The organism is Plantactinospora endophytica (genome assembly GCF_016862915.1).
Lineage (GTDB): Bacteria > Actinomycetota > Actinomycetes > Mycobacteriales > Micromonosporaceae > Plantactinospora > Plantactinospora endophytica.
In genome coordinates, this window is sequence record NZ_BONW01000003.1 from 40,632 (window position 1) to 61,671 (window position 21,040).

At 73.2% G+C, this 21,040-nt stretch carries 13 protein-coding genes; 8 read left to right on the forward strand and 5 right to left on the reverse strand.

The window, feature by feature from the left end; all coding sequences use genetic code 11:
• Positions 1-13 precede the first annotated feature (13 nt).
• On the reverse strand, positions 14-2,899 hold the full coding sequence (locus Pen02_RS05370; protein ID WP_203864803.1) for a tetratricopeptide repeat protein: 2,886 nt from the start codon (positions 2,897-2,899) through the stop codon (positions 14-16).
• A gap of 253 nt (positions 2,900-3,152) precedes the next feature.
• On the opposite strand from Pen02_RS05370, the gene Pen02_RS05375 reads away from it, so the two are divergent.
• Positions 3,153-4,130 (forward strand): hypothetical protein, encoded by a 978-nt coding sequence (locus tag Pen02_RS05375; protein WP_203864804.1) that lies wholly within the window; start codon positions 3,153-3,155, stop codon positions 4,128-4,130.
• Positions 4,131-4,229: 99 nt separating this feature from the next.
• Here Pen02_RS05375 and Pen02_RS05380 read toward each other — a convergent pair whose 3' ends face one another.
• Positions 4,230-6,689 carry a hypothetical protein gene (locus Pen02_RS05380; protein ID WP_203864805.1) on the reverse strand — a complete coding sequence of 820 codons (2,460 nt, stop codon included), beginning with the start codon at positions 6,687-6,689 and terminating at the stop codon, positions 4,230-4,232.
• A 258-nt stretch (positions 6,690-6,947) separates the two neighbouring features.
• On the opposite strand from Pen02_RS05380, the gene Pen02_RS05385 reads away from it, so the two are divergent.
• The 7 genes from Pen02_RS05385 (at position 6,948) to Pen02_RS05415 (ending at position 16,637) form a co-directional block, all read left to right on the forward strand.
• Positions 6,948-7,718, forward strand: coding sequence for a hypothetical protein (locus Pen02_RS05385; RefSeq protein ID WP_203864806.1), 771 nt, complete (start codon positions 6,948-6,950; stop codon positions 7,716-7,718).
• 163 nt (positions 7,719-7,881) lie between these two features.
• Positions 7,882-8,313, forward strand: coding sequence for a sigma-70 family RNA polymerase sigma factor (locus Pen02_RS05390; protein ID WP_203864870.1), 432 nt, complete (start codon positions 7,882-7,884; stop codon positions 8,311-8,313).
• Positions 8,310-9,098: a RodZ family helix-turn-helix domain-containing protein gene (locus Pen02_RS05395; protein WP_203864807.1), complete on the forward strand. Its 789-nt coding sequence runs from the start codon at positions 8,310-8,312 to the stop codon at positions 9,096-9,098. Before Pen02_RS05390 ends, Pen02_RS05395 begins: the two co-directional genes overlap by 4 nt.
• A gap of 118 nt (positions 9,099-9,216) precedes the next feature.
• Entirely contained in the window at positions 9,217-10,725 is a 1,509-nt protein-coding gene (locus tag Pen02_RS05400) for an Nramp family divalent metal transporter (protein WP_203864808.1), read from the forward strand.
• 757 nt (positions 10,726-11,482) lie between these two features.
• A complete protein-coding gene (locus Pen02_RS05405; protein ID WP_203864809.1) occupies positions 11,483-13,777 on the forward strand; it encodes a bifunctional diguanylate cyclase/phosphodiesterase in 2,295 nt (764 codons plus the stop codon).
• A gap of 39 nt (positions 13,778-13,816) precedes the next feature.
• The gene (locus Pen02_RS05410; protein ID WP_203864810.1) at positions 13,817-14,452 is read left to right on the forward strand and encodes a pyridoxamine 5'-phosphate oxidase family protein; all 636 of its coding nucleotides are present in this window, start codon (positions 13,817-13,819) and stop codon (positions 14,450-14,452) included.
• A 250-nt stretch (positions 14,453-14,702) separates the two neighbouring features.
• Positions 14,703-16,637 (forward strand): hypothetical protein, encoded by a 1,935-nt coding sequence (locus tag Pen02_RS05415; protein ID WP_203864811.1) that lies wholly within the window; start codon positions 14,703-14,705, stop codon positions 16,635-16,637.
• A gap of 17 nt (positions 16,638-16,654) precedes the next feature.
• On the opposite strand, the gene Pen02_RS05420 is transcribed toward Pen02_RS05415, so the two are convergent.
• From Pen02_RS05420 to Pen02_RS05430, 3 genes are read right to left on the reverse strand one after another with little or no spacing between them, the layout of a single operon-like run.
• Positions 16,655-18,187: a (Fe-S)-binding protein gene (locus Pen02_RS05420; protein ID WP_203864812.1), complete on the reverse strand. Its 1,533-nt coding sequence runs from the start codon at positions 18,185-18,187 to the stop codon at positions 16,655-16,657.
• Positions 18,187-19,491 carry an FAD-binding oxidoreductase gene (locus Pen02_RS05425; RefSeq protein WP_239140114.1) on the reverse strand — a complete coding sequence of 435 codons (1,305 nt, stop codon included), beginning with the start codon at positions 19,489-19,491 and terminating at the stop codon, positions 18,187-18,189. Before Pen02_RS05425 ends, Pen02_RS05420 begins: the two co-directional genes overlap by 1 nt.
• Positions 19,492-19,494: 3 nt before the next feature.
• Positions 19,495-20,961, reverse strand: a complete 1,467-nt coding sequence (locus Pen02_RS05430; RefSeq protein WP_203864813.1) for an FAD-linked oxidase C-terminal domain-containing protein — start codon at positions 20,959-20,961, stop codon at positions 19,495-19,497.
• Positions 20,962-21,040 lie beyond the last annotated feature (79 nt).

The window sequence follows — 21,040 nt, forward strand, 5'->3', positions numbered from 1 at the left end:
TCGGCTGCCGGGGTCACCGTTCCCGCAGTCGCAGCGGGTCCAGGCCGCTGGTGTCGACCACCGGGCCGGTCTCGCGCATCCGCTCGGCGACCTGGTGCCACCGGCCGGCCTGCCGGGTGCAGATGCCCTGTGCCTCGTCGCCGCGCAGCGGCTCGCCCCGGAAGTCCAGCCCGACCAGCCGGCGCCGGGCCCGCAGGCTGCCGTCCCCGGCATGCTCGGCGACGGTCTGGTAGATGGCGTTGAGCCGCCGGTCCACCAGCGCGATGTTGTGCCGGGCCAGCCGCTCGATGTTCTCCTCGGGCCGGCTGCCGTCCCCGACCAGCCGCTCGGCGCCGGCCAGGCAGAGGTCGTCGTAGCGCGGGATCGACGGCGGGAACCGGGCCTCGGCGATCCGGACCGGGTCCACCGCCTGGCGCAGCAGCCGGATGAACTCGGCCCGGTCCCGCCAGTACCGGCCGTGGTCGAGGGCGATCCGGCAGAGCGTGTCCCAGGTCTCGGCGTCCAGGTCGAGCCAGCGGATGAACTGGTGCGGGTCGGCGCTCTGCGGCGGCAGGGCCCGGTCGTGCCAGGTCTGTTCGAGGAGTACGGCGCCCTGGCAGAGGAGTTCCTTGGCGTACGCCGACATCCGGGAGTTGATCACCTTGTCGGGGCGGGGCAGCACCACGTTGAGGCTCGGGTAGACCTCCTCCTCGAAGTACCCGAAATCCTGCAACCGCCGCAGCGGCGCCAGGTCCGGCTCGCTGCTCAGGATCCACCGCCGCAACCGGTCGGCGGCGACCCCGCTCTCGGTGCAGGCCAGCGCGGCCCGGAGCTGCTCCACCGCCTTCGCCACCAGCGGTGCCACCGGCGGCGGCAGCGGATGCGGACTCGGCGCCGGATCGGCCGGACCGGTCGGGGTGACCGGCGGCGCGGCCGGTCGGCGGTGCCAGCGGGGCGCGTGGGCCAGCGGCAGCGCGTCGGCGATCAGCCGGCGACCCCGCCACAGCGCCCGGGCGGCCGGCGACAGGTACGCCGGAGCCGGCCGCTCCAGGTCCGCGAAGTAGCCCCGGAGCGCGAAACCGTAGGTGCAGGCGGCGTTGTAGAAGTCGAACGACCGGGGCGGGCGGGCCGGCCAGCGCCGCCGCTGCGCCTGCCGGATCGCCCGGTCCAGCAGTACGCCGCCGCACGGCCACTCCCGGCTCAGCGTCCGGGCGCGCAGCCGGGGACCGCGCCGCCACCAGCCGGCCAGGCAGCCGCCGTCGTCGAAGGGCCCGACCGGTGCCGTCGGTCCCGTACCGCCATCGCCGGAGGCCGCGCCGTCAAGCCGCGCGGGCTGCCAGCCCACGGCCGCCCAGTCGTGCCAGGCGCGGGCCAGCCGCAGCGGCGCCCAGACGTCCCGGAGCAGCAGCAGTGCCGAATGGGTCACCTCGGAGCGGGTGGCCCGGACGAACCGGGCGAGCGCGGCGTCCTCGCGCAGCCGGTACAACTCCTGCGCGGCGGCGATCTGGAACACCACCCGGGTCGCCTCCGGGCACTCCCGCAGCACCCGGCGCAGCCACTCCTTGGCGGCCGGTTCACCGGGACCGTCGGCGAAGGTCACCACCACCGGCCAGTACCGGTCCACGAACGCCTTCTCCAGGCGTTCCCGCATCTGCCGGCGGATCTTCTCGCGGTCGCCGACACCGTCCTGCTTGAACCACTGGTGCACGGTCCGCTCGGTGTAGGCGAGGGTGCAGGCGTACTGGTAGCGGAGCTTGATCGAGTCGGGTCGGCGGCGCAGGTAGCGCAACGTGCCGATCACGTGCCGGGGCAGGTGGCGGAGCCGGTCGGTGCGGGTGGTCCAGACGTGGTCGTCGTACCAGCCGCCCTGCTCGCGCAGCACCAGCGCCGACTGGTACGTGTCCAGCGCGTCCAGGAAGAGTCCCATCTCCTCCTGCACACTGGCCACCATCACCCGCAGGTCGGCGTTGAACGGGTCGAGCCGCAGCGCCTCGCCGTAGTGGCGCAGCGCCTCGTCGAACTGCCTCCGGTCCTGCGACTCCTTCCCCTTGTTGTACGCGGCGAAGAGCGCCGCCGGCAGTTCCCGGCCGCACCAGTTCCGCCACGGGGCGGCCCGGCCGAGCCGGGTCACCGGCAGGATCGTCGCCAGCACCCAGTACGCGGTCCGCCGGGTGGCCTCCTCCCAGGTGGTACCCCACTGGGTGGTCATCGCGCTCCGGCCGCCGCCGAGGAACGAGGTGACGGTGGCGGAGACCCCGTAGCAGGGTTCCTGGGCGCGAACCTGCAACACCCCGGTCACCCGGTAGCCGATCTTCGGCCAGAGCCGGGGCAGCATCTGGAGCAGGATCGCCAGTGGGTTGCCGCTGCGCGGATCGACTCCGCTGGCGACGTCGAGGAAGCTCTCCGGCGGCGGGTCGGCCGGCCCGGCGTACGGGGGGTAGATGTGCGTCTCGGAGAGCCGTTGGCAGAACTGGCTCTTCAGGTCGTCGACCGGGGCGCTGCGGTCCGGGGTGGCGTCGGTGAACTCGTGCACGTCCACCGGGCCGGGCCGGTAGGCGAGCCGGACCCGGCGCCGGTGCCGCCAGGCGGCGAAGCAGATCAGGGCCAGCAGGATCAGCCCGAGCCGTTGCCGCATCGGGTGCGGTCCGTCGGCGCCGAGCGCGCTCGCGAGCCCGTCCAGCGGGCTGAGCAGCCAGGTGTCGGGCCGGCCGGCCCGCAGGTGTGCGCGGCCGATCCAGACCAGCGCGCCGATCAGGGTCAGGGTGGCGACGAGTTGCCAGCCGAGGGCCCGCCAGGTCCGGGGCATCGGCAGCGCGGCGGGCGCGGCCCGAGACTCCCTGCCGATCCGCCGGGGCGTTGGCTGCTCCCACTGCTCGGACCGTTGGATTCCGTGCGACGTTCTTCTGGCTCGATGAGGCATCTCGGCCACCGATGGCTCGGCTCGGTCCCCTTTCGCGGGCTCGGTTCCCCTCTCCTGGTGGGAAGCCGCACTTCCAGGCTAGGGATCGTGGTAACGGCAGTGGTCCGAAATGCCCGTTCCCGAGCGTCTCGCTACTGCTCACCGGCCCCATCCGTACCGGTGGTCACCGGACTCCTGCCGCTCCCTCCGGCGGGGGAGTGCGGCCCGCCGCGCGGGGGATCCCGGCCCGGCCGGCGCCGACGACGCTGGGGACATGACCAGGAGACGGCACGGCATCGACGTACTGTCACGGCGGCCGGGGGCGCCGCCGGCCGGGCCGGCGCCGGGCGGAATCGCGGCGGCCTGGGCGCCGTCGCTGGTCCTGCTCTGGGCGCTCGGGTACGGGGGGCTGCGGGTGCACTGGGCGCTGGGAGGCGCACCGGAGTTTCCGCCGCTGGGCACCGATCTCTTCCCGTTCGCCGGTTGGGGCGCGGTTGCCCTGGTCGGCGCGGCGGCGCCGCTGGCGGTCGCGTTGGTCCGGGTGGACCGCTGGTGGTGGCCGCTGACCGGGGCGGCCTGGGGGGTGAGCGTGGCCCTGATGGCACTCTGTCCGCTGCTGTTGCTGGACGCCGTCGGCCTGCTCATCCCCGGGCTGGGTCTGTCGGTCGACCCGGTCGGCTTCGCCAGCCGGGCCGGTTGCCTGGCCGGCGGGGTGCTGCTCGCGGTCGCCACCGACGGGTACCGGCGCCGGTGCCGGGGTGACCGCCCGCTGTTCGGCGGTCGGCTGGCCGGTACGCCCCGGTGGGCCCGGGTGGCGGCGTACCTGGCGGTCGCCGGTTGCCTGGTCCGGCTGGCCGCCCAGTACGCGGTCGGGATGGCGGAGATCCCGATCGCGACCGGGCCGGCCGTGCTGGCCTTCGAGGCCGGGTTCCTGCTCGCCGGGCTGGTGCTGCCGCTGGCCCTGGTGCACGGCTGGGGGCGGGTGTTCCCGCGCTGGGTGCCGGTGCTGGCCGGTCGGCGGGTGCCCCGCTGGCTGCTGCTCGGTCCGGGCTTCGGGCTCGGCCTCGGGCTGGTCGGCTACTTCGGCGTCGGCACCGGCCAACTGGCGGTGGAGACGGCCACCGGGAGCTGGGATCCCGGCGACGGAACGTACCCACTGTGGTTCTTCTGGGTCTCGATGCCGGCGTACCTGGTCTGGGGCTGCGGCCTCACCGTCGCCGCGCTGGCCTACTGGCGACGTACCCGGAGCTGACGGCCGGCCGCGCGACGCGGGGGGACTCTGCCGCGGAAACTGTCGAGCTGCCCCGTCTGGGCGCCCACCGGTGACCGGGCGCCATAGCGACCCGGCGGGCTACGCCTCCTTGTGCAGGGCGGCCCGGCTCTGTCGGGGTACCCGGCGGACGGCAGCGACCGCCTCGGCGAGGTCGTCGACGGCGAGCCAGACGGCCGGGTCGACCCAGTACCCGGAGTGCCGCGCCGCCGTCGGGGCCGGCTGTCCGTGGATGTACCAGTTGCTGACCGGATCCGGCAGTTCCACGTCGACGCCGGCCGGTCCCCGCCCCGGTCCGAAGACCCGGCCGCCGATGTAGTCGGTCCGGTAGTAGAAGTTCCGCCAGGCGTGCAGCGCCACCCCCGGGGCGCCGCCGGTCGGGGCGAGCCGGCGCAGCACCCGTTCGCCGAAGTAGCCGGGGAACGCCCAGCCGTACAGAGTGGACAGTGGTGAGCCGAAGGTGACCAGGGCGACCACGTCGTCGGCCGGCCGGTTCTCCCGTTGCAGCAGCGCGGCGGCGGCGAGCACGGTGCCCTGGCTGTGTGCGGCCAGCACCACCCGGCCGCCGCTGTCGTGGATCCGCCACAGCCGCTGCTGCAACTCGGGTACGGCGCGTTCGGCGTACGACGGCGGGGCCAGTGGGTGGTAGGCGCGCGGCCAGAAGGTGAGTACGTCCCAGAGCACCCCGATGCGGCGCCGACTGTGCAGGTCCCGCCACCCCTTCCGGAGCACCAGGATGATCGCGAACGGGATGCCGGCCGCCAGGTAGCTGCCGAGGGTCAACGTCCACTGTGTCCCCCAGGGCAGTTTGTCGAAGACCCAGTACCGGACCTGGAGCACGACCACCAGTACGGCGCCGACGGCCGCGATCGCGGTGAGCAGCTTGTCGACGTCCCGGGGCATCCGGGCGACCCGCCGGGCCCGGGCGAGCCGGGCCTCCCAGCCCCGGCCCAGCATCGCATCCCAGAGCCGGGCGATCCGCTGCCGCTCGCGGTCGGCGTCCGCGACCGTGCTGCGCTGCCAGCGCGCCTCCGCCTCCGGCCGGGGCGAGTGTTCCCGGTACCACGCCCGGATCCGGTCCCGCTCCGCCCGGTCCGCACCGGCCCGCCAGTAACCGACCAGTTCGTAGGCGGCGAAGAGCAGGATCAGGGCCAGCGGCAGCAGGGTCAGGTAGTGCACCAGCCGGCCGACCACCGGATAGACGTACAGCTCGGGCCGGTCGGGCGGGCCGTCCGGCAGGTGGACCCGGGTGGACACCTCGGCCGTGACGGCGGCGACCCGGGTCATCAGGCTGACCAGCACCACGTTGAGGGCGAAGACGCTCAGGGTGATCGCGACGAACGGGCCGAAGGCCACGAACGTGCCCCGGCGCCAGCCGCCGGGTACGACGGCCGCGAGCACCAGCAGCAGGGTGCCGAGCACCCCGCCGAGGGTCAGCCCGGCCACCGCGCGCATCCCCGGCAGGTAACCGAACGACTGCTGGTACGCCGGTTGCACCGCCGCGAACCAGCCGGCGCAGCAGACCGCACCACCGGCCGATCCGAGCAGTACGACCGGTACCGCCGCCGGGCAGCGCTCGACGGCGACGAAGACCAGTACCCCGACCAGCACCAGCACGGCGAGGGCGGACGCCACCCGGGCCGGTACCGGGGCCTGCGGCGGTACGCCGGCCAGCCGCGCCGACTCCCGTACGGTGTGCCCGAGTGCCAGTGCGACGAAGGCGAGCCCGGCGGCGATGTGCAGGTAACCCTGCTCCAGGGCGCTGCGCTGGCCGTCCCAGAATCCCGGGTCGGCGAGCCCGACACCACACCGGGCCGCACCCCTCGACCGTCGCGCGCCGACGCCGTCCTCCGCCCCGGCCGGCCGGTCCGCCCCCGGCGACACCGAACCGGCCGCTCCCGAGCCGGGCAGCCGGGGACTCGTCGCCTCGTACCGGCTGATCGTGCGCAGCGCCAGCACCGCCAGCAGCACCAGCACGGCGAGCGGTACCAGTGTGCCGGCCAGGATCCGCCGGGCCGGATGGTCGGCGAGCAGCGGATGGTGCAGCAGGCGTACCGGCCAGGCGTCGTCGGCGCAGCCGGCCTGCCCGCCGCACTGGTAGCCGAGCAGTTCCATCCCGGTCAGCGCGGCGATGAGCAGCAGGTTGAGGGTGAGTCCGAGGCAGGCCCAGCGGACCGCCGCCCGGTGCAGCCGGAACAGCACCGGCCGTTCCTGGGTACGCCGGCTGCACATCCAGCCGGCCACGTTCGCCAACGCGAACGGGAAGAGCAGCAGCCAGAGCACCCGGGCACCGCTGCGCGAGGTCATCCCACCCCAGGAGTACGCCTCGACGTGCCGGTCGGGCAGGTCGGCGGTCCGGTAGAAGCCGGCGATCCGGTCCCCGGAGACGTGCTGCGGAGCCGCGTCGGCGAGCAGGTCCTCCGGAGTGGTGCCACCCACCCCGTGCAGCCGGAGTTCGGTGATCCCGGTCAGTTCGGCGGCCGGCGGGACCAGCCCGGACGGTCGCGGTACCGGGGACGTGTCGTGGCGCTGCAACGGCATGGCGTACCCACCTGGTCGCTCTGGGGTCCGCGGCAGTTGGCGCCGTCACCCGCCGGCCTGGCCGGCGGGCCTCGGGCACCCGGAACGTGATCGGATCCTGACCCTGCACCGTGCTCCGTTGTGGTCAACGGCTTCAGTCGGCTCTCCGACACGGCGCCACCTTCACCCCGATCGGGTGCAACCGCGGCACAGGGACGGATGTGTATGCGGCGACCGGGCAGACGGAAGGGCCCGGAAACGAGCCTTCGAGGGGGAGCGATGCGAAAGATCGGGTTCGGAACCGGCCGGCGGCAGCCGGTGACCACGTCGGCGGTGCTGCTGGCGGCCACGCTGACCGTGGCGCTGGCGGGATGCGGCTCCGAGCGGACGCCGCCCGCCGGACCGGTCGGTGCGCCGACGGTGACCGCCGGGCCGACCGGGGTACCGACGCCGACCGGTGTGCCGGCGACGCCGACGGCGGAGACCGGCACGGGTGCCCCGGCCACGACGGCGCCGACCGGGCCGGCCCGCGGGACCGGCGGCGCGGTGACCACCCCGCGCCGGCCGACCCCGGCCCGCCCGGCCGGTACGCCGAGGCCACCGGCGTCCTACGACCCGGAGGAGGACATCACCGACCTGTCGGCGCAGACGCCCGGCCTGCGACTGCGGGCGCCGGTCAACGGGATCCGGCACGGCGACGTGACGGTGACGATCCGGAACAACGGGCCGAATCCGGTGTGGGGGCTGACCTTCGTCGTGGAGGTGCCGGAGAGCATGACGGCGGACGGCGGCGACTGGTCCGGCTGCACCCCGCTGCGGTCGCGGAAGGCCGGGTTCCCGGCCTGGTCCGAGTGCGACAAGGGCTACCTGGCACCGGGCCAGTCCCGGGTGTACCGGCTCGGCATGAAGTCGCCGGCCGCCAAGGACGGCGCGGACAGCCCGATCTCCCGCTGGCTGGTGGACGTCTGGTCCGGCGGGAAGCGGGGCGAGCAGTACCGGGATTCCGGGCCGGACGACAACCGTCGCTTCTTCCTGGTTTACCGTGCCTGACACTATCGCTCGGGTGACCCCCCGAACCGATCCGCCCCGGGAAGACCGCCGCCCCGTCACGCCGAGCGTGCCGGGCGGCGGTGCCGACCGTACCGCCGGCCGGACCGGTTCGGGAGTCGCCGACTTCCAGGAGTTCTACGCGCTGACCTTCCACCCGCTGACCATGCAGCTCTGGGCGTACACGGGGGATCTGGCCCAGGCGCAGGACGTGGTGCAGGACGCCTTCTGCGCGCTGTTCGAGCGGTGGGACCGGATCTCCCAGTACGACGACCCGACCGCCTGGGTACGCCGGGTCGCCTGGAACCACGCCACCAACCGGTTCCGACGGTCCCGTACGTTCCTGCGGTGGGCGCGGCGACAGCGCGAGAGTCACGTGCCGGAGCCGAGCCCGGACCGGGTGATGCTGGTCGCGGCGCTCGCCGAACTGCCCGCCACCCAGCGCCGTGCGCTTGTCAAGTTCCACCTCGGCGACCTCTCCGTCGCGGAGATCGCACTCCAGGAGGGTGTCTCGGCAGGCACGGTCAAGTCGTGGCTGCACCGGGGCCGGGCGGTCCTCGCCGCCCAACTGGCCGAGCGTGGGGAGGAGCGGCGATGACGGGATTCGACGACGAGCGGGCGGTCGAGGCCGCGTTCGCCGAGTTCGACCTGGTCGGCCGGCCGTTCCTGACGGCGCCGGGGGTGGCCGACGTCCGGGCCCGGGTCCGGCGGCGCCGGGTGGTCCGGCGATCGGCGCTGACCGGTGCGGCCGGGGTGCTGGCGGTCGTCGCCGCGATCTCGGGTACCGCCCTGGTGCAGCGGCCGTCGCCCAGCCCGTCGACCGCGGTCGTGCCGCCGGTCGTACCGGCGACCACGTCCGCCGCGCCGACCCCGACCGCGCCGACCGGTCCGGCCAGTCCGGACAGTTCGGTCGGCCCGACGGGGCCCACGGGGCGGCCCTCGGCGACGCCGACCGGCCGACCGGCCGGTGCGACGCCGCGTGGCAACACCCCGACGGGTTCGGCCGGGGACACGGCGGACGTCTCGGCCAGCAGCACCTATCTGACGTTCGGGCCCGACGACGGCGGCCCGCGCGAGGGGAGCATGTTCGTCATGGTCGAGAACGCCGGCCCGGCCGACGTCGACTCGCTCTCCGTGCTGGTGACCACACCGCCCACTGTGGAACTCGGGGGGCCGGGCAACGGGTGCCGGGTGTCCGGATCCGCCGGCAGCTTCCGGTGTACGGCCGGGCCGCTGGCCGCCGGGGCGAGCGTACGGCTCCGGTTCGACTTCGTCGTACCGCCCGGCCCGGTGGCCAGTTCCCCGGCAACGGTGACGGTACGCGGCACCGGCCGCGACCCCGACCAGTCCAACAACGAGGTCGACTACGTGATCCAGGACTGACCGACCGATCCGGGATTGACCGACCAGGGAGCGTGCTGACAGAGATCGATTATTGCCTACCGGTTTCCGATGGATGACGATTGATGTCCGGGGGGGATCTTTCCCAAGGAGGCGATCCATGGCGGAAGCAACTCAGGTCCCGGACGTCCACTCCTATCCACTCGGTACCAGCCGTCCCCCGCTCGCCGTGGCCGACCTGCCCGAGCCGGAGGAGGTCTTCAAGGTCCGCCGGCTCGGCCCCCGCGAGCTGTTCAAGTACGCCCTCGGGCCCAGCCTGATCGCGCTGGGCATCTCGATCGGCAGCGGCGAGTGGCTGCTCGGCCCGCAGGCGGTCGGCCAGTTCGGCTTCGTCGGAGTCGGCTGGGTCATCCTGGTCTCGGCGGTGCTCCAGACCTTCTACAACGTCGAGTGCTCCCGTTACGTGATGGCCACCGGCGAGGCCCCGGTGGTCGGCTGGGGCCGGGTGCCGCCCGGCTACCTGCTCTGGGTACCGATCTCGGTGTTCCTGGTGATCTTCGCGTTTATCGCCGGCGGCTGGGCGGCCTCGGCCGGCCAGGGCGTCTACGCGTTGGTGCACGGCGAGGTGGCGCCCGCCGGAGCCGAGGAGCCCCGGCTCTGGGCGATCGCCCTGCTGGTGCTGGTCTTCCTGATCGCCGCCGGGGCGAAGCGGATCAGCCGGGCGCTCGAACTCGCCAACTGGGTGATGGTCGGCACCATCCTGGTGGTCCTGCTGCTGGTGGCGCTCTTCGTGGTGCCCTGGGACATCTGGTGGGAGGGGATCCGGGGCTTCGTCACCCCGGCCGCGCCGCCGGACGGGATCACCGCCACCCAGCTCGGCGGGCTGGCCGGGTTCACCGCACTCGCCTCCGGGCTCAACTGGTACGTGATGGGCCACTACCGGGACAAGGGCTACGGGATGGGCCACCGCACCGGCTACATCTCCGGGCTGCGCGGCGACCGGCGGGAACTGCTGGCCAACGGCGTCACGTTCCCGGACGACCCGGCGAACGCGGCCCGCTGGCGGCGCTGGTACCGGCTGCTGCTCACCGACATGTGGGGGATCTTCTTCGTCGGTGCGATGCTCGGGATGCTGCTGCCGACCATCCTGATGGCGCACGCCGTGCAGGTCTCCGGCACGGTACCGACCGCGTCGGACGTACCCACCTTCGTGGCGACCGCGCTCGAACCCGACTACGGGCCGCTGATGTTCTACGGCATGCTGCTGATCGGCGTACTGGTGCTGTTCAGTACGCAGCTCGGCATCTTCGAGGGGATGGTGCGGGTCAGCACCGACGCGGCGCACGCGACCAGTCCCCGGCTGCGCCGACTGCTGGAGGGCGACCCGCGCAAGTTCTACTACCCGTTCATGCTGGTGCTGCTCGTGATCATTTCGGTGGTACTGCACCTGGCGGTGCCGGTCAACCTGGTGCAGTGGTCGGCCAACATGTCGAATCTGGGCGCCCTGCTCTACCCGTTCCTGCTGATCTACCTGAACAGCCGGTTGCCCCGGCCGGCCCGTCCGCGCCCCTGGCACTACGTACTGCTCGTGCTGAACGTGCTGTTCTTCGGCTTCTTCTTCGTCAACTTCATCGCCGACTTCGTCGGTGACCCGCTGGTAACGTTCTGAGGAGCGGAGAAAACGCCCGGCTGAGCTGCGCGGCCGGGCGTTTTCCGTGGTCGGCGATTCAGTCGATCTTCCGGATTGCGGTGCCGCTCCCGACCGAGGCAAACCGCTATATTGTCGACACTGGACACTCGTGATAACTTACGGTCCGGCATGACGGGGTAAGCAGGACTCGCACCTAGATCACAAAATCGGTGTTGAAGTCGTTGCTCGGACGGGGCGAGCAGGGCGATGGCAACCAGACTATTGAGCGGAGCGACCCGTCGGGTCGTGGATGTGCGCCGCCGGACCGCCGTGACCTTTCGGTCGAGTCCGTCGAGGCCGCCAATTACGCATTCATCGGCGCCGTCCTCCCATACGGTTCCGCGCGCAGCCGGACAGGGTCGTCCAGCGGGTTTCCCGGCCGGAGTCGGGCGACCCGCGCGGTCGCTCTCCCACCCGGTATGCGACCACTTCCCGCACCGCCGGGCCACTCCGTCGCCGGACCGCCGCGTCGCCGCCGTCGACCCCGCGAGGGTGGCCGGCCCGGCGGCGATGACGCGTACCTGACGGTCCCTGCCCCGCGCCTCGACGTCGCCACCCCGCCGACCGACCACCGCCGCACGTGTCGACCCGCGTCGGCCACAGGAATGGGGACAAGCCCGTGAACCTTCTTCAACCCGAACCGCGCGGCGCTCACTCCGAGCGTCCGACCTCGCGGTCCGCCGCGCAGGGAAAGGTTGGAAGAGGTTTCCCGAGGACAACCCGGGCAGCCGACGCCGTGCCGGACACCGACCCGGCGGTGCTGGGCTCGCCCGTCTACCGAGCCGCCAAGATACTGGTCGTCACGCTGGGTGTGCTCTACGCGCTCAGTACCCTGATCCCGTTCGGCAACCAGCGACCGGCCTTCCTGGACACCTGGTTCTACTCCGCCGTGCTGGTCGCCACGTCGCTGCTCGCACTGGCCCGGCCACTCCTGGTGCGCCGCAACCGGCTCGCGTGGGCGTGTGTCGGGGCGGGCGTCGCCTCCTGGGCGGTCGGCGACATCTACTGGTCGGTCAACTTCGCCGCCACCCCGCCCGCCGACATTCCCGTCCCGTCGCTGGCGGACGTGTTCTACGTGGGGCTGTACCCGCTCGCGTACATCGGTTTCGTCGTGCTGGCCCGGGCGACCACCCGTCGGCTGCCCGTCTCGGTCTGGCTCGACGGCGTGGTCACCTCGCTGGCGGCCGGCGCGGTCTTCTCCGCCGTGACGCTCGCGGACCTGCTCTCCCCCGGCGCCGGTCAGGCGTTGGCGGAGACGATCACGAACCTCTCGTACCCGATCGGCGACCTGGTGCTGATGGTCGTCGCGGTGGCGGCGCTGGCGATGGTGCGGTGGCGTACCGATCCGGTGTGGTGGCTGCTCGGGCTGGGTGCGGGCGCCTTCGCCGTCGCCGATACCGCCTACCTGTTCGGCCTCGCCAACGACACCTACACCGACGGCACCTGGATCGACGGCTCCTGGATGATCGGCCTGCTGCTGATGGCGCTGGCCGGCTCGACCCTGCGGCGTCGCCCCGTCGACGAGGTACGCGGCTTCGCCGCGCTGCTGGTGCCGATCCTGTTCTCGCTCTGCGCGCTCGGGGTGCTCATCGTCGGCACCTTCGTACCGCTGCACGCGATCTCGATCATCATGGCCAGCGGTTGCCTGGTCGCCGCCGGTATCCGGACCGCGCTCACCTTCGAGCAGACCCGCGAGTTGACCCGGAAACGCGTCGAGGCGACGACCGACGAGTTGAGCGGGTTGGGTAACCGGCGGGTCCTCGACTCGGCGTTGCCCAGCATGCTCGCCGGCCTGCCGCCGGGTGCGGCGCTGCCGCTGACCATCGTGAGCGTCGACCGCCTGCGGGAGTTGAACCGCATCCTCGGGTACACGGCGGGCGACATGATCCTCAGCGCCGTCGGCGCCCGGTTGCGGGAGGCGCTGCCGGTCGGGGCGGTCGCGGTCCGGCTCGGCGGTGCCGAGATCGCCATCCTGCGTACCGTCGCCTCGGGCACGGCCGAGAGCGTCGCCAAGGAGACCGAGGTGCTGCTCCGCCGGTTGGGCAGCCCGGTCGTCGCCGGCCCGGTGCCGGTGCAGATCGAGCTGAGCGCCGGGGTGGCCATCGCGCCGGTGCACGCGACCACCTCGGCCAAGCTGATCCACTGCGCCGCCGACGCGCTGCACGAGGCGAAGACGAACCGCTCCGAGGTCGAGATCTACGACCCGGGCCGGCACGGCGACCTGCCCTCGTACCTGCTGCCGGACCTGTTGCGCGCCGCGGAGAAGGAGCAGTTCTCCGTGTACTACCAACCGATGATCGACCTGACGACGCGTCGACCGGTGGCGCTGGAGGCCCAACTCCGCTGGCACCACCCGGTGCACGGATGGATCGAGGCCGGGCCGCTGCGGCAACTGGCGGCCCAGGTCGGGCTGACCCGGCACCTGACCCGGATCCTGCTGCTCTCCGCCTTGCAGAACTGCGCGGTCTGGCGCCGCAACGGCTACGACCTCGGAGTTGCCGCCGACGTGTCGGTGGCCGGCGTACTCGACTCGCATCTGCCGTACGACGTGGCAAAGATGATCAACAAGGTGGGTGTGCCGGCCGGGGCGCTGACCCTGGAGATCGCCGAGGAGGTGCTGCTGGTCGACGCCCGGCGTACCGCGATGGCGCTCGGCCAGTTCCGGCACTTCGGCGTACGTCTCTCGCTGGACGGCTACGGCCGCTCCGCACCGTCCCTCACCCGCCTGCGCAGCATGCCGGTCGACGAGTTGAAGCTCGACCCGTCGTTCGTCGAGCCCATGGTCAACAGCACCCAGGACGCCGCAGTGGTGCGCTCGACCGTCGAGCTGGCCCGGTCCCTCGGCATCACCACGGTGGTGGAAGGGGTCGCCTCGCACGAGCTGCTGGACGCGGTGACCCTCACCGGCTGCTCCGGTGCCCAGGGCAGCCTGTTCGGCGAGCCGATGAGCGAGGAAGGGCTGCACGCCTGGCTGGCGTCGCTGCAACGGGTACCGGCCGACCACCAGTCGGGCCGTGGGCCGCGCCAGTGACGACCGGACCCGCGAAACCTCTTCTCTACACTTGATCCCATGACGGCACGGGGAGAGTTGTTCGAGATCACGTCCGAGGCGGAGCTGCGCGAGCTGCTCGGCGAGCCGATGCCACGGGCGGTGACCAAGGAACGGGTACGGCTGCACGAGGTCGACCGGGAGTGGCTGGCCGCCTCGCCGTTCTGCCTGGTGGCGACGGCCGACTCGGCGGGCAACTGCGACGTCTCGCCCAAGGGCGACCCACCCGGCTTCACCCTGGTGCTCGACGACACCACCATCGCCATTCCGGAACGGCCCGGGAATCGACGGGCCGACGGTTTCCGCAACGTGCTGTTGAATCCGCATGTCGGGCTGGTCTACCTGATTCCGGGCCGGGGCGAGACCCTGCGGATCAACGGTCGGGCCCGGCTGGTCCGCGAGGCGCCGTTCTTCGACCAGATGGTGGTGAAGGGGCATCGGCCGATCCTGGCGCTGCTCGTCGAGGTCGAACAGATCTTCTTCCACTGCGCCAAGGCGTTCATGCGGTCGTCGCTGTGGCGCCCGGAGACCTGGAACCCGGAGGTCATGCCGACCCAGGCGCAGATCGTCAAGCGGGTCCAGCGGACCGAGGAGACGCTGGAGGACCTGGAGCGCTACTACGGCCCCGAGTACGCCCGCCGGCTCTACCAGGGCTGACCGTACGCCCGGCGGGTGGTCGGGCGGCGGGGAACCGTACCGGAGAATGGAAGTTGCCGGTAGGGAAACATTCTCCACGGTCTACCCCAATGCGTTCGATCAAGGGGCAGCGAATTGATCTCGCGGTTCCGGTTCGGAAATTAGCAGACTTGTCCGGATAGGCACTCCACAGTGGCCGCTGCGTGTAATGATGGCGAGCCACCACCGCGCTGTTCCGAGTGCGGCGATCTCGTCCCGTGGGAGCTTCTCCGTGCAGTTACTGCTGGCGTACGCATTCGACCGGAACGAAGAAATGGCCGACGTGCCGTCCAGGCTCGACCGGGTCGCCGCCCACTACGCGACGATCTGGCCGGAGGGAACGTGCCGGTCCGGAACGGACGCCGGCCGGCTCGGACTGCATCTGTGGGACGTGGCTCCGTCGCCGTGGCGCTGGCCCGCCTGGCAGCAGGAGCCCGACTTGTCGGTCGCCACGCTCTACCTGCCGGTCGACTACCGGCGGGTGGTGGGCCCCGTTGCGGCGGAACTGGCGGCGGTGCCACTGGCCCGGGCGCTGGCCGACCGCCCGCACTCGGTCCTCGACCTGACCGCCCCGTTCGTGCTGGCGTCGCTGGACCCGGGGCGCGGACGGCTGCGACTGCACACCGACGCGGTCGGGCTCGGCCGGCTCTACCAGCTCCGCTTTCCCGGCGGCTGGGTCTGGTCCAACCGGCCCGCCGCCGCGTGCCGGTTCGCCGGGATCCGGGCCGAGCCGGACCGGGACGGCTGGCGTACGTTCGCGGCCACCGGCTGGTTCCAGGGCGACCGGACGCCGTTCGGCAACGTCTACGCCGTGCCGGGCGGGACGACCATCGGCTACGACCTGCCGGCGACGGCCCCGGTGCGGAGCCGGATCGACGCCCTGGCGACCTGGGCGGCGGACGGCGGCGGCGACGCGCTCTCGGCGGAGCGGATCGACGAGGTGGCGGAGGCGCTGCGCGGTGCCATGCTCGCGCTCGACCCGATGTGGTCGGGCAAGGTGAACATCGGGCTCAGCGGCGGCCGGGACTCCCGGCTGTGCGCGGCGGCGGCACTCACCGCCGGCCTGGAGGTGCAGTTCCACACCAACGCCGCCGAGCCGGGCGAGGCCGACGTCGCGGAGCGGCTGGTCGCGGTGCTGCCGGCCGAACTGGCCCGGCGGGTCAGCCACCGGATCGACCGTCCGAAGCCCGGCGGCCCGGCCCAGACCCACGGCCTGGCGCTGACCGCTCCGGTACTGCCGAACGTGCTGGCCTGGCATCGGGTGCAGGAGGGACTGCGGCCGGAGAGCTATCTGCCGTCGGCCGCGCCGAGCCGGTTCGTGCCGGCGACGTACCTCACCGTCAGCGGGGCCGCCGGAGGGATCGCGCACGGGCACTACTATCCGCCGGACCACGCGGAGATCTCGCGGCTGGCGTACCCGGATCGGCTGGACGCCTTCGTCGACCGGCTGGCGGGCCGGATCGTCCGCAAGTCGGGGCTGTCGGCGGCGGCCCGGGCGACCTCGACGGCGCAGGTGCACCGCACCCTGGCGGCGGCGTTCGCCGGCGGACTGAGCGACGCCAAGGTCCTCGACTACTTCCTGGTGGCGGAGCGGGTCCGCCGGTGGGGGACCGCCGCCGACCGGACCGGCACGATTATTCCGCTGCTGGTCCCCGAGTTCGTCCGGGCGGCCTTCGGCATCACTCCCGCGCAACGGCGCGACAACGCGTTGCACCGGGCGGTCACCGAGCGACTGATTCCACAGTGGAGGGGCGAGCCGTACTACGCCCGCCCGGTCGGCCTGGTGCCGCCGGTCTACGCCCCACGGCTCGGCACCGCCGCCGACCGCGACCTGATCAGCGCGGTGGTGGCCGACCCCGAGTCCTGGGCAGACGCGCACCGGCCGGCCGCCGTCGCCGCTGCCTGGCACCGGCTGGTCGCCGGGCGGGGCGGGCCGGGCGACGAGCGGCTGATGCACCGGGTGCTCTGGCGGGCCGTCTTCGCCGACTACCTCGCCGAGGTCAACGGCGAGGAGCCGACAACCAGAACACAGCGGGTACCGGTGCCGGTGCAGTCCGCCCCGTCCCGGATCCTCGCCGGTACGGCGGCCCGGGGGCGGCGGATCGCGGCCCGGGGACTGCGCCGGGTCGCGAAGGTCGTCGACCCGGTCCCGCCCCGGTCGAGTTGACCCACAGCCCAGACCCCCTAGCCGAGCAGGTGTTCCACCGGTAGCCGGCGGATGGAGGCGTCCAGCACCTGTGCGGTGTGCGCCAGCGCGATCCCGCCGCCTCCGGCCGGCCGGGTCGAGGTCGTACCGCCCAGCCGGGGGATGGCGGCGGTGATCTGCATCAGGCAGCCCGGATTGGCGGTCACCAGCAGTCGCGCCCCGGTGGCGAGTACGTCCCGAGCCTTCCGCTCGCCGAGCCGGGCCGCCGGCTCCGGGTTCAGGATGTTCCACACCCCGGCCGAGCCGCAGCACAGTTCCGGATCGGCGATCTCCCGCAACTCCAGCTCGGGGATGGCCCGCAGCAGTTCCCGGGGCTGGCTGCGGATCCCCTGCGCGTGCCCGAGGTGGCAGGCGTCGTGATAGGCGACGCTGACCGGCAGCGGGTGCCGGCGGGCCACCGGCCCCAACTCGACCAGGAGTTCGGAGAGGTCGCGTACCCGGGCGGCGAAGTCCGCGGCCCGCTGGGCGTACCCGGGGTCGTCGGCGAGCAGGTCGCCGTACTCCTTGAGTGACGAGCCGCAGCCGGCGGCGTTGACCACGAAGTAGTCGATCCCGGTGTCGGCGAAGGCGTCGATCAGGTCCCGGGCGAACCGGCGGGCCTCCGCCTCGCGTCCGTTGTGCAGGCTCAGCGCGCCGCAGCAGCCCTGCCGGGCGGGATTGAGCACCACCTCGCAGCCCTCGGCGGCGAGTACCCGGGCGGTCGCCGAGTTCACCCCCGGAAAGAACGTGCTCTGCACGCAACCGGTGAGCATCCCCACCACCGCCCGGCGCGGCCCGTACGCCGGTACCCGGTCGGGCGGCTTCGGTGCCCGGGTCAGCCGGGGTGCCAACGACTCCAGAGTGGACAGCGTCGGCGCGAGCCGGGGCAGCAGCCCGGTCCTGGACACCAGCCGCCGTAACCCGCTGGCCTGGTACGCCCGCAGCGGCCCGCGCAGCAGCCGGAGCCGCTTCGGGTACGGGAAGAGCGCGAAGATCGCCGCCCGCAGCGCCCGCTCCCGGGCGGGCCGGTGGTGTCGGCGTTCCACCTGCTGCCGGGTGCTCTCGATCAGCGTGTCGTAGCGCACCCCGGACGGGCAGGCGGTGACGCAGGCCATGCAACCGAGGCAGGCGTCGAAGTGCCCGACCATCGAATCGGTGAGCGGTTCGCCCTCCAGGCCCTGCCGCATCAGGTGGATCCGCCCCCGGGGCGAGTCCATCTCCTCGCCCCACAGCACGTACGTCGGGCAGGTCGGCAGGCAAAATCCACAGTGCACACAGTCGGCGACGACGTCGGCCGACGGCGGCCGGTGCCCGTCGAACGCCGGCCCGCCGGGCGCCGGCCCGAGCAGGCCGAGCACGTCCCGGGGCGCACTGGCCGGCCGGGTACCACCGGGCGACGCCGGCCCCGGAGCCTCCGGCGCCGCTGCTTCGGCCGGGAGCGGGCCGGGCCGGAGCCGTTCGTGCGGGGACGTTTCGTGCAGGAGCGGTTCGGGCGGGGACGGTTCGGGCGGGAGCGGTTCGGGTGACGGCATCAGATTCCTCCCACGAAGCGTCCGGGCGCCAGCCGTGCGTCGGGATCGAACCGGGCCTTGACCCGGCGCATCAGCTCCAGCCCCTCGACCGGCCCCCACAGGTCGACCCGGTCCCGGACCCGGTCCGGCGCGGTCAGCACCACGGCGTGCCCGCCGGCCTCGGTGGCCGCACCGCGCAACTCCTCGACGATCCGGGCCACCCGGTCCGGCGGGGCCGCCGCCGGCACCCCGGCGTAGAGCACGCCGGTGCCGGCCGAGCCGCGTACCCCGATCGGCACGTCGTGCCGGTCACCCGCCGCCCGGGCCGCAGCCAGCAGATCGGGTACCCCGGAGAGCATCGCGGTGAGTTTGAGCCCGGTGTCGCCGGGCTGCCACGGGTACCGCCCCCACCAGGGTGGCGCCTCCTCGGCGCGTACCGCGTCGGTGCCGAGCAGCGCGGCGGCGACCTCGGCCCGGCCGGCGACCCCGGCGGCGGTCCCCTCCAACAGCAGTACGGTCTCGTGACCGCCGTCGGGCGGCGCGTCGACCTCCAGCGCGGTGGGCACCAGTTGCGCCCCGAGCACGGTAGCGAGCAGCCGGCCGACCCGCTCGGCACCCTGCACCCCGGCACCGCCGGTGCGGCAGCGGACGTACGCCCGCGCGGCCGGCACCGGGTGCAGCCGGAACACGCACTCGGTGACCAGGCCCAGCGTGCCGTACGCCCCGGTGACCAGCTTGCCGAGGTCGTAGCCGGCGACGTTCTTCACCACCTTGCCCCCGGCGTGCGCCACCACCCCGTCGGCGCGGACCAGGGTGACCCCGATCAGCAGGTCCCGGACGGTGCCGTAGAGCATCCGGCGCGGCCCGCTGCCGTTCACCGCGACGGCGCCGCCGACGGTACCGCCGAGCGGGTCGTCCAGGCCGAGCTGCTGCCCGGCCGGGGCGAGCACGTCGCGCAGGTCGGCGAGCCGGGTACCGGCCCGGACCACCATGATCAGGTCACCGGCGGCGTGTTCGACGACTCCGGTGAGCCGCCGGGTTTGGACGAGCAGGTCGAGCCGGCGCGGCGGGTTGCCCCAGTCCGCTCTGCTGCCGGCGCCCTGGAAGACCACGCTGAGGCCGAGGTCGGCGGCGGCCCGCAGCAGCGCCGCCGCCTGTGCGGTCGATCCGGGCGCGGCGACGATCCGGGCCGGTACGCCGCCGACCGCGTCCGCCGGCCCGGCCGGCAGCACGGCGTTCGCGTCCGTGGCGTCGGCGTCGGCGCCGGCCATGGCTGCCCGCAGGATGTCGAGGTGTGCGGTGGTGGTGGTGTCGAGTGTGGACATGGGTCAGAACACCTCCGCGAGACCGGCCTCCTGGAGTGGATGGGCACCCTTGTGCCGGCCCGGCACCTCGCCGCAGAGCCGGGGAGTGGGGAAGATCTTGCCGGGGTTGGCCAGCGAGCGCGGGTCGAAGGCGCAGCGCAGCAGTTGCATGGTGTCCAGGTCGTCGTCGGTGTACATCCGGGGCAGGTACTTCGCCTTGTCCATCCCGACGCCGTGTTCCCCGGTGATCGACCCGCCGTACGCCACACAGAGGTCGAGGATGGCGCCGGAGAGTTCCTCGGCGCGTTCGGCCTGCCCGTCGATCGCGTCGTCGAAGAGCACCAGCGGATGCAGGTTGCCGTCACCGGCGTGGAAGACGTTCGCCACCCGGATGCCCCGTTCGGCGGCGAGTTCGCCGATCCGGCGCAGCACCTCCGGCAGCGCCGTACGCGGGATCACTCCGTCCTGCACGATGTAGTCCGGGCTGATCCGGCCGACGGCGGCGAACGCCGACTTGCGACCCTTCCAGAACAGCGCCCGCTCGGCGTCGTCGGCGGCGATCCGGATCTCGAACGCGGCGTTGGCCCGGCAGAGCCGCTCGACCTCGGTGAACTGCGCCTCGACCTCGGCGGTCGGGCCGTCCAGCTCGACGATCAGCACCGCGCCCGCGCCGGCCGGATAGCCGCAGTGCACCGCCGCCTCGGCCGCCTCGATGGCGAGCGCGTCCATCATCTCCACCGCCGCCGGCACCACCCCGGCGGCGATGATCGCCGAGGTCGCCGCCCCGGCCGCGTCCGTCGTGGCGAAGGCGGCGAGCAGGGTACGCACCGACTCCGGCAACCGGACGAGTCGTACGGTGACCTCGGTGGCGATCCCGAGGGTGCCCTCCGAGCCGACGAAGGCGCCGACCAGGTCGTAGCCGGGACTGTCCGGTGCCGCCCCGCCGAGCCGGACCAGGTCGCCGTCCGGGGTGACCACCTGCAAGCCGAGCACATGGTTGGTGGTGAAGCCGTATTTCAGGCAGTGCGCGCCGCCGGAGTTCTCCGCCACGTTGCCGCCGATCGAGCAGATCTGCTGGCTGGACGGGTCGGGGGCGTAGTAGTAGCCGTGCGGGGTGGCGGCCCGGGTGACCGCAAGGTTGATCACGCCCGGCTCGACGACGGCCCGCTCGTCGGCCGGCAGCACCTCCCGGATGGCGCGCAGCCGGGAGGTGACGATCAGCACCCCGTCGGCGTGCGGCAGGGCGCCGCCGGAGAGCCCGGTGCCGGAGCCCCGGGCCACGAACGGCACCCCGGCGGCGACGCAGGCCCGGACCACCTGGGCGCACTCCTGGGCGGTGTGCGGCAGCACCACCAGCGCCGGGACCACGCGGTACTGCGCCAGCCCGTCGCACTCGTAGGTCCGTAACCGGGCCCGGTCGTCGATCACCTGCTCGTCGCCGAGTACGCCGCGCAGTTCGCCGGCCAACCGCTCGATCTCCGCTCCGGCCATCGCCGACCTCCGGTTTCGCGCGGCGCGGTCGCTCGGCGCCTCGGGGTCGGCGCCTCGTTCCCAGCGCGTCGGTGCTCAG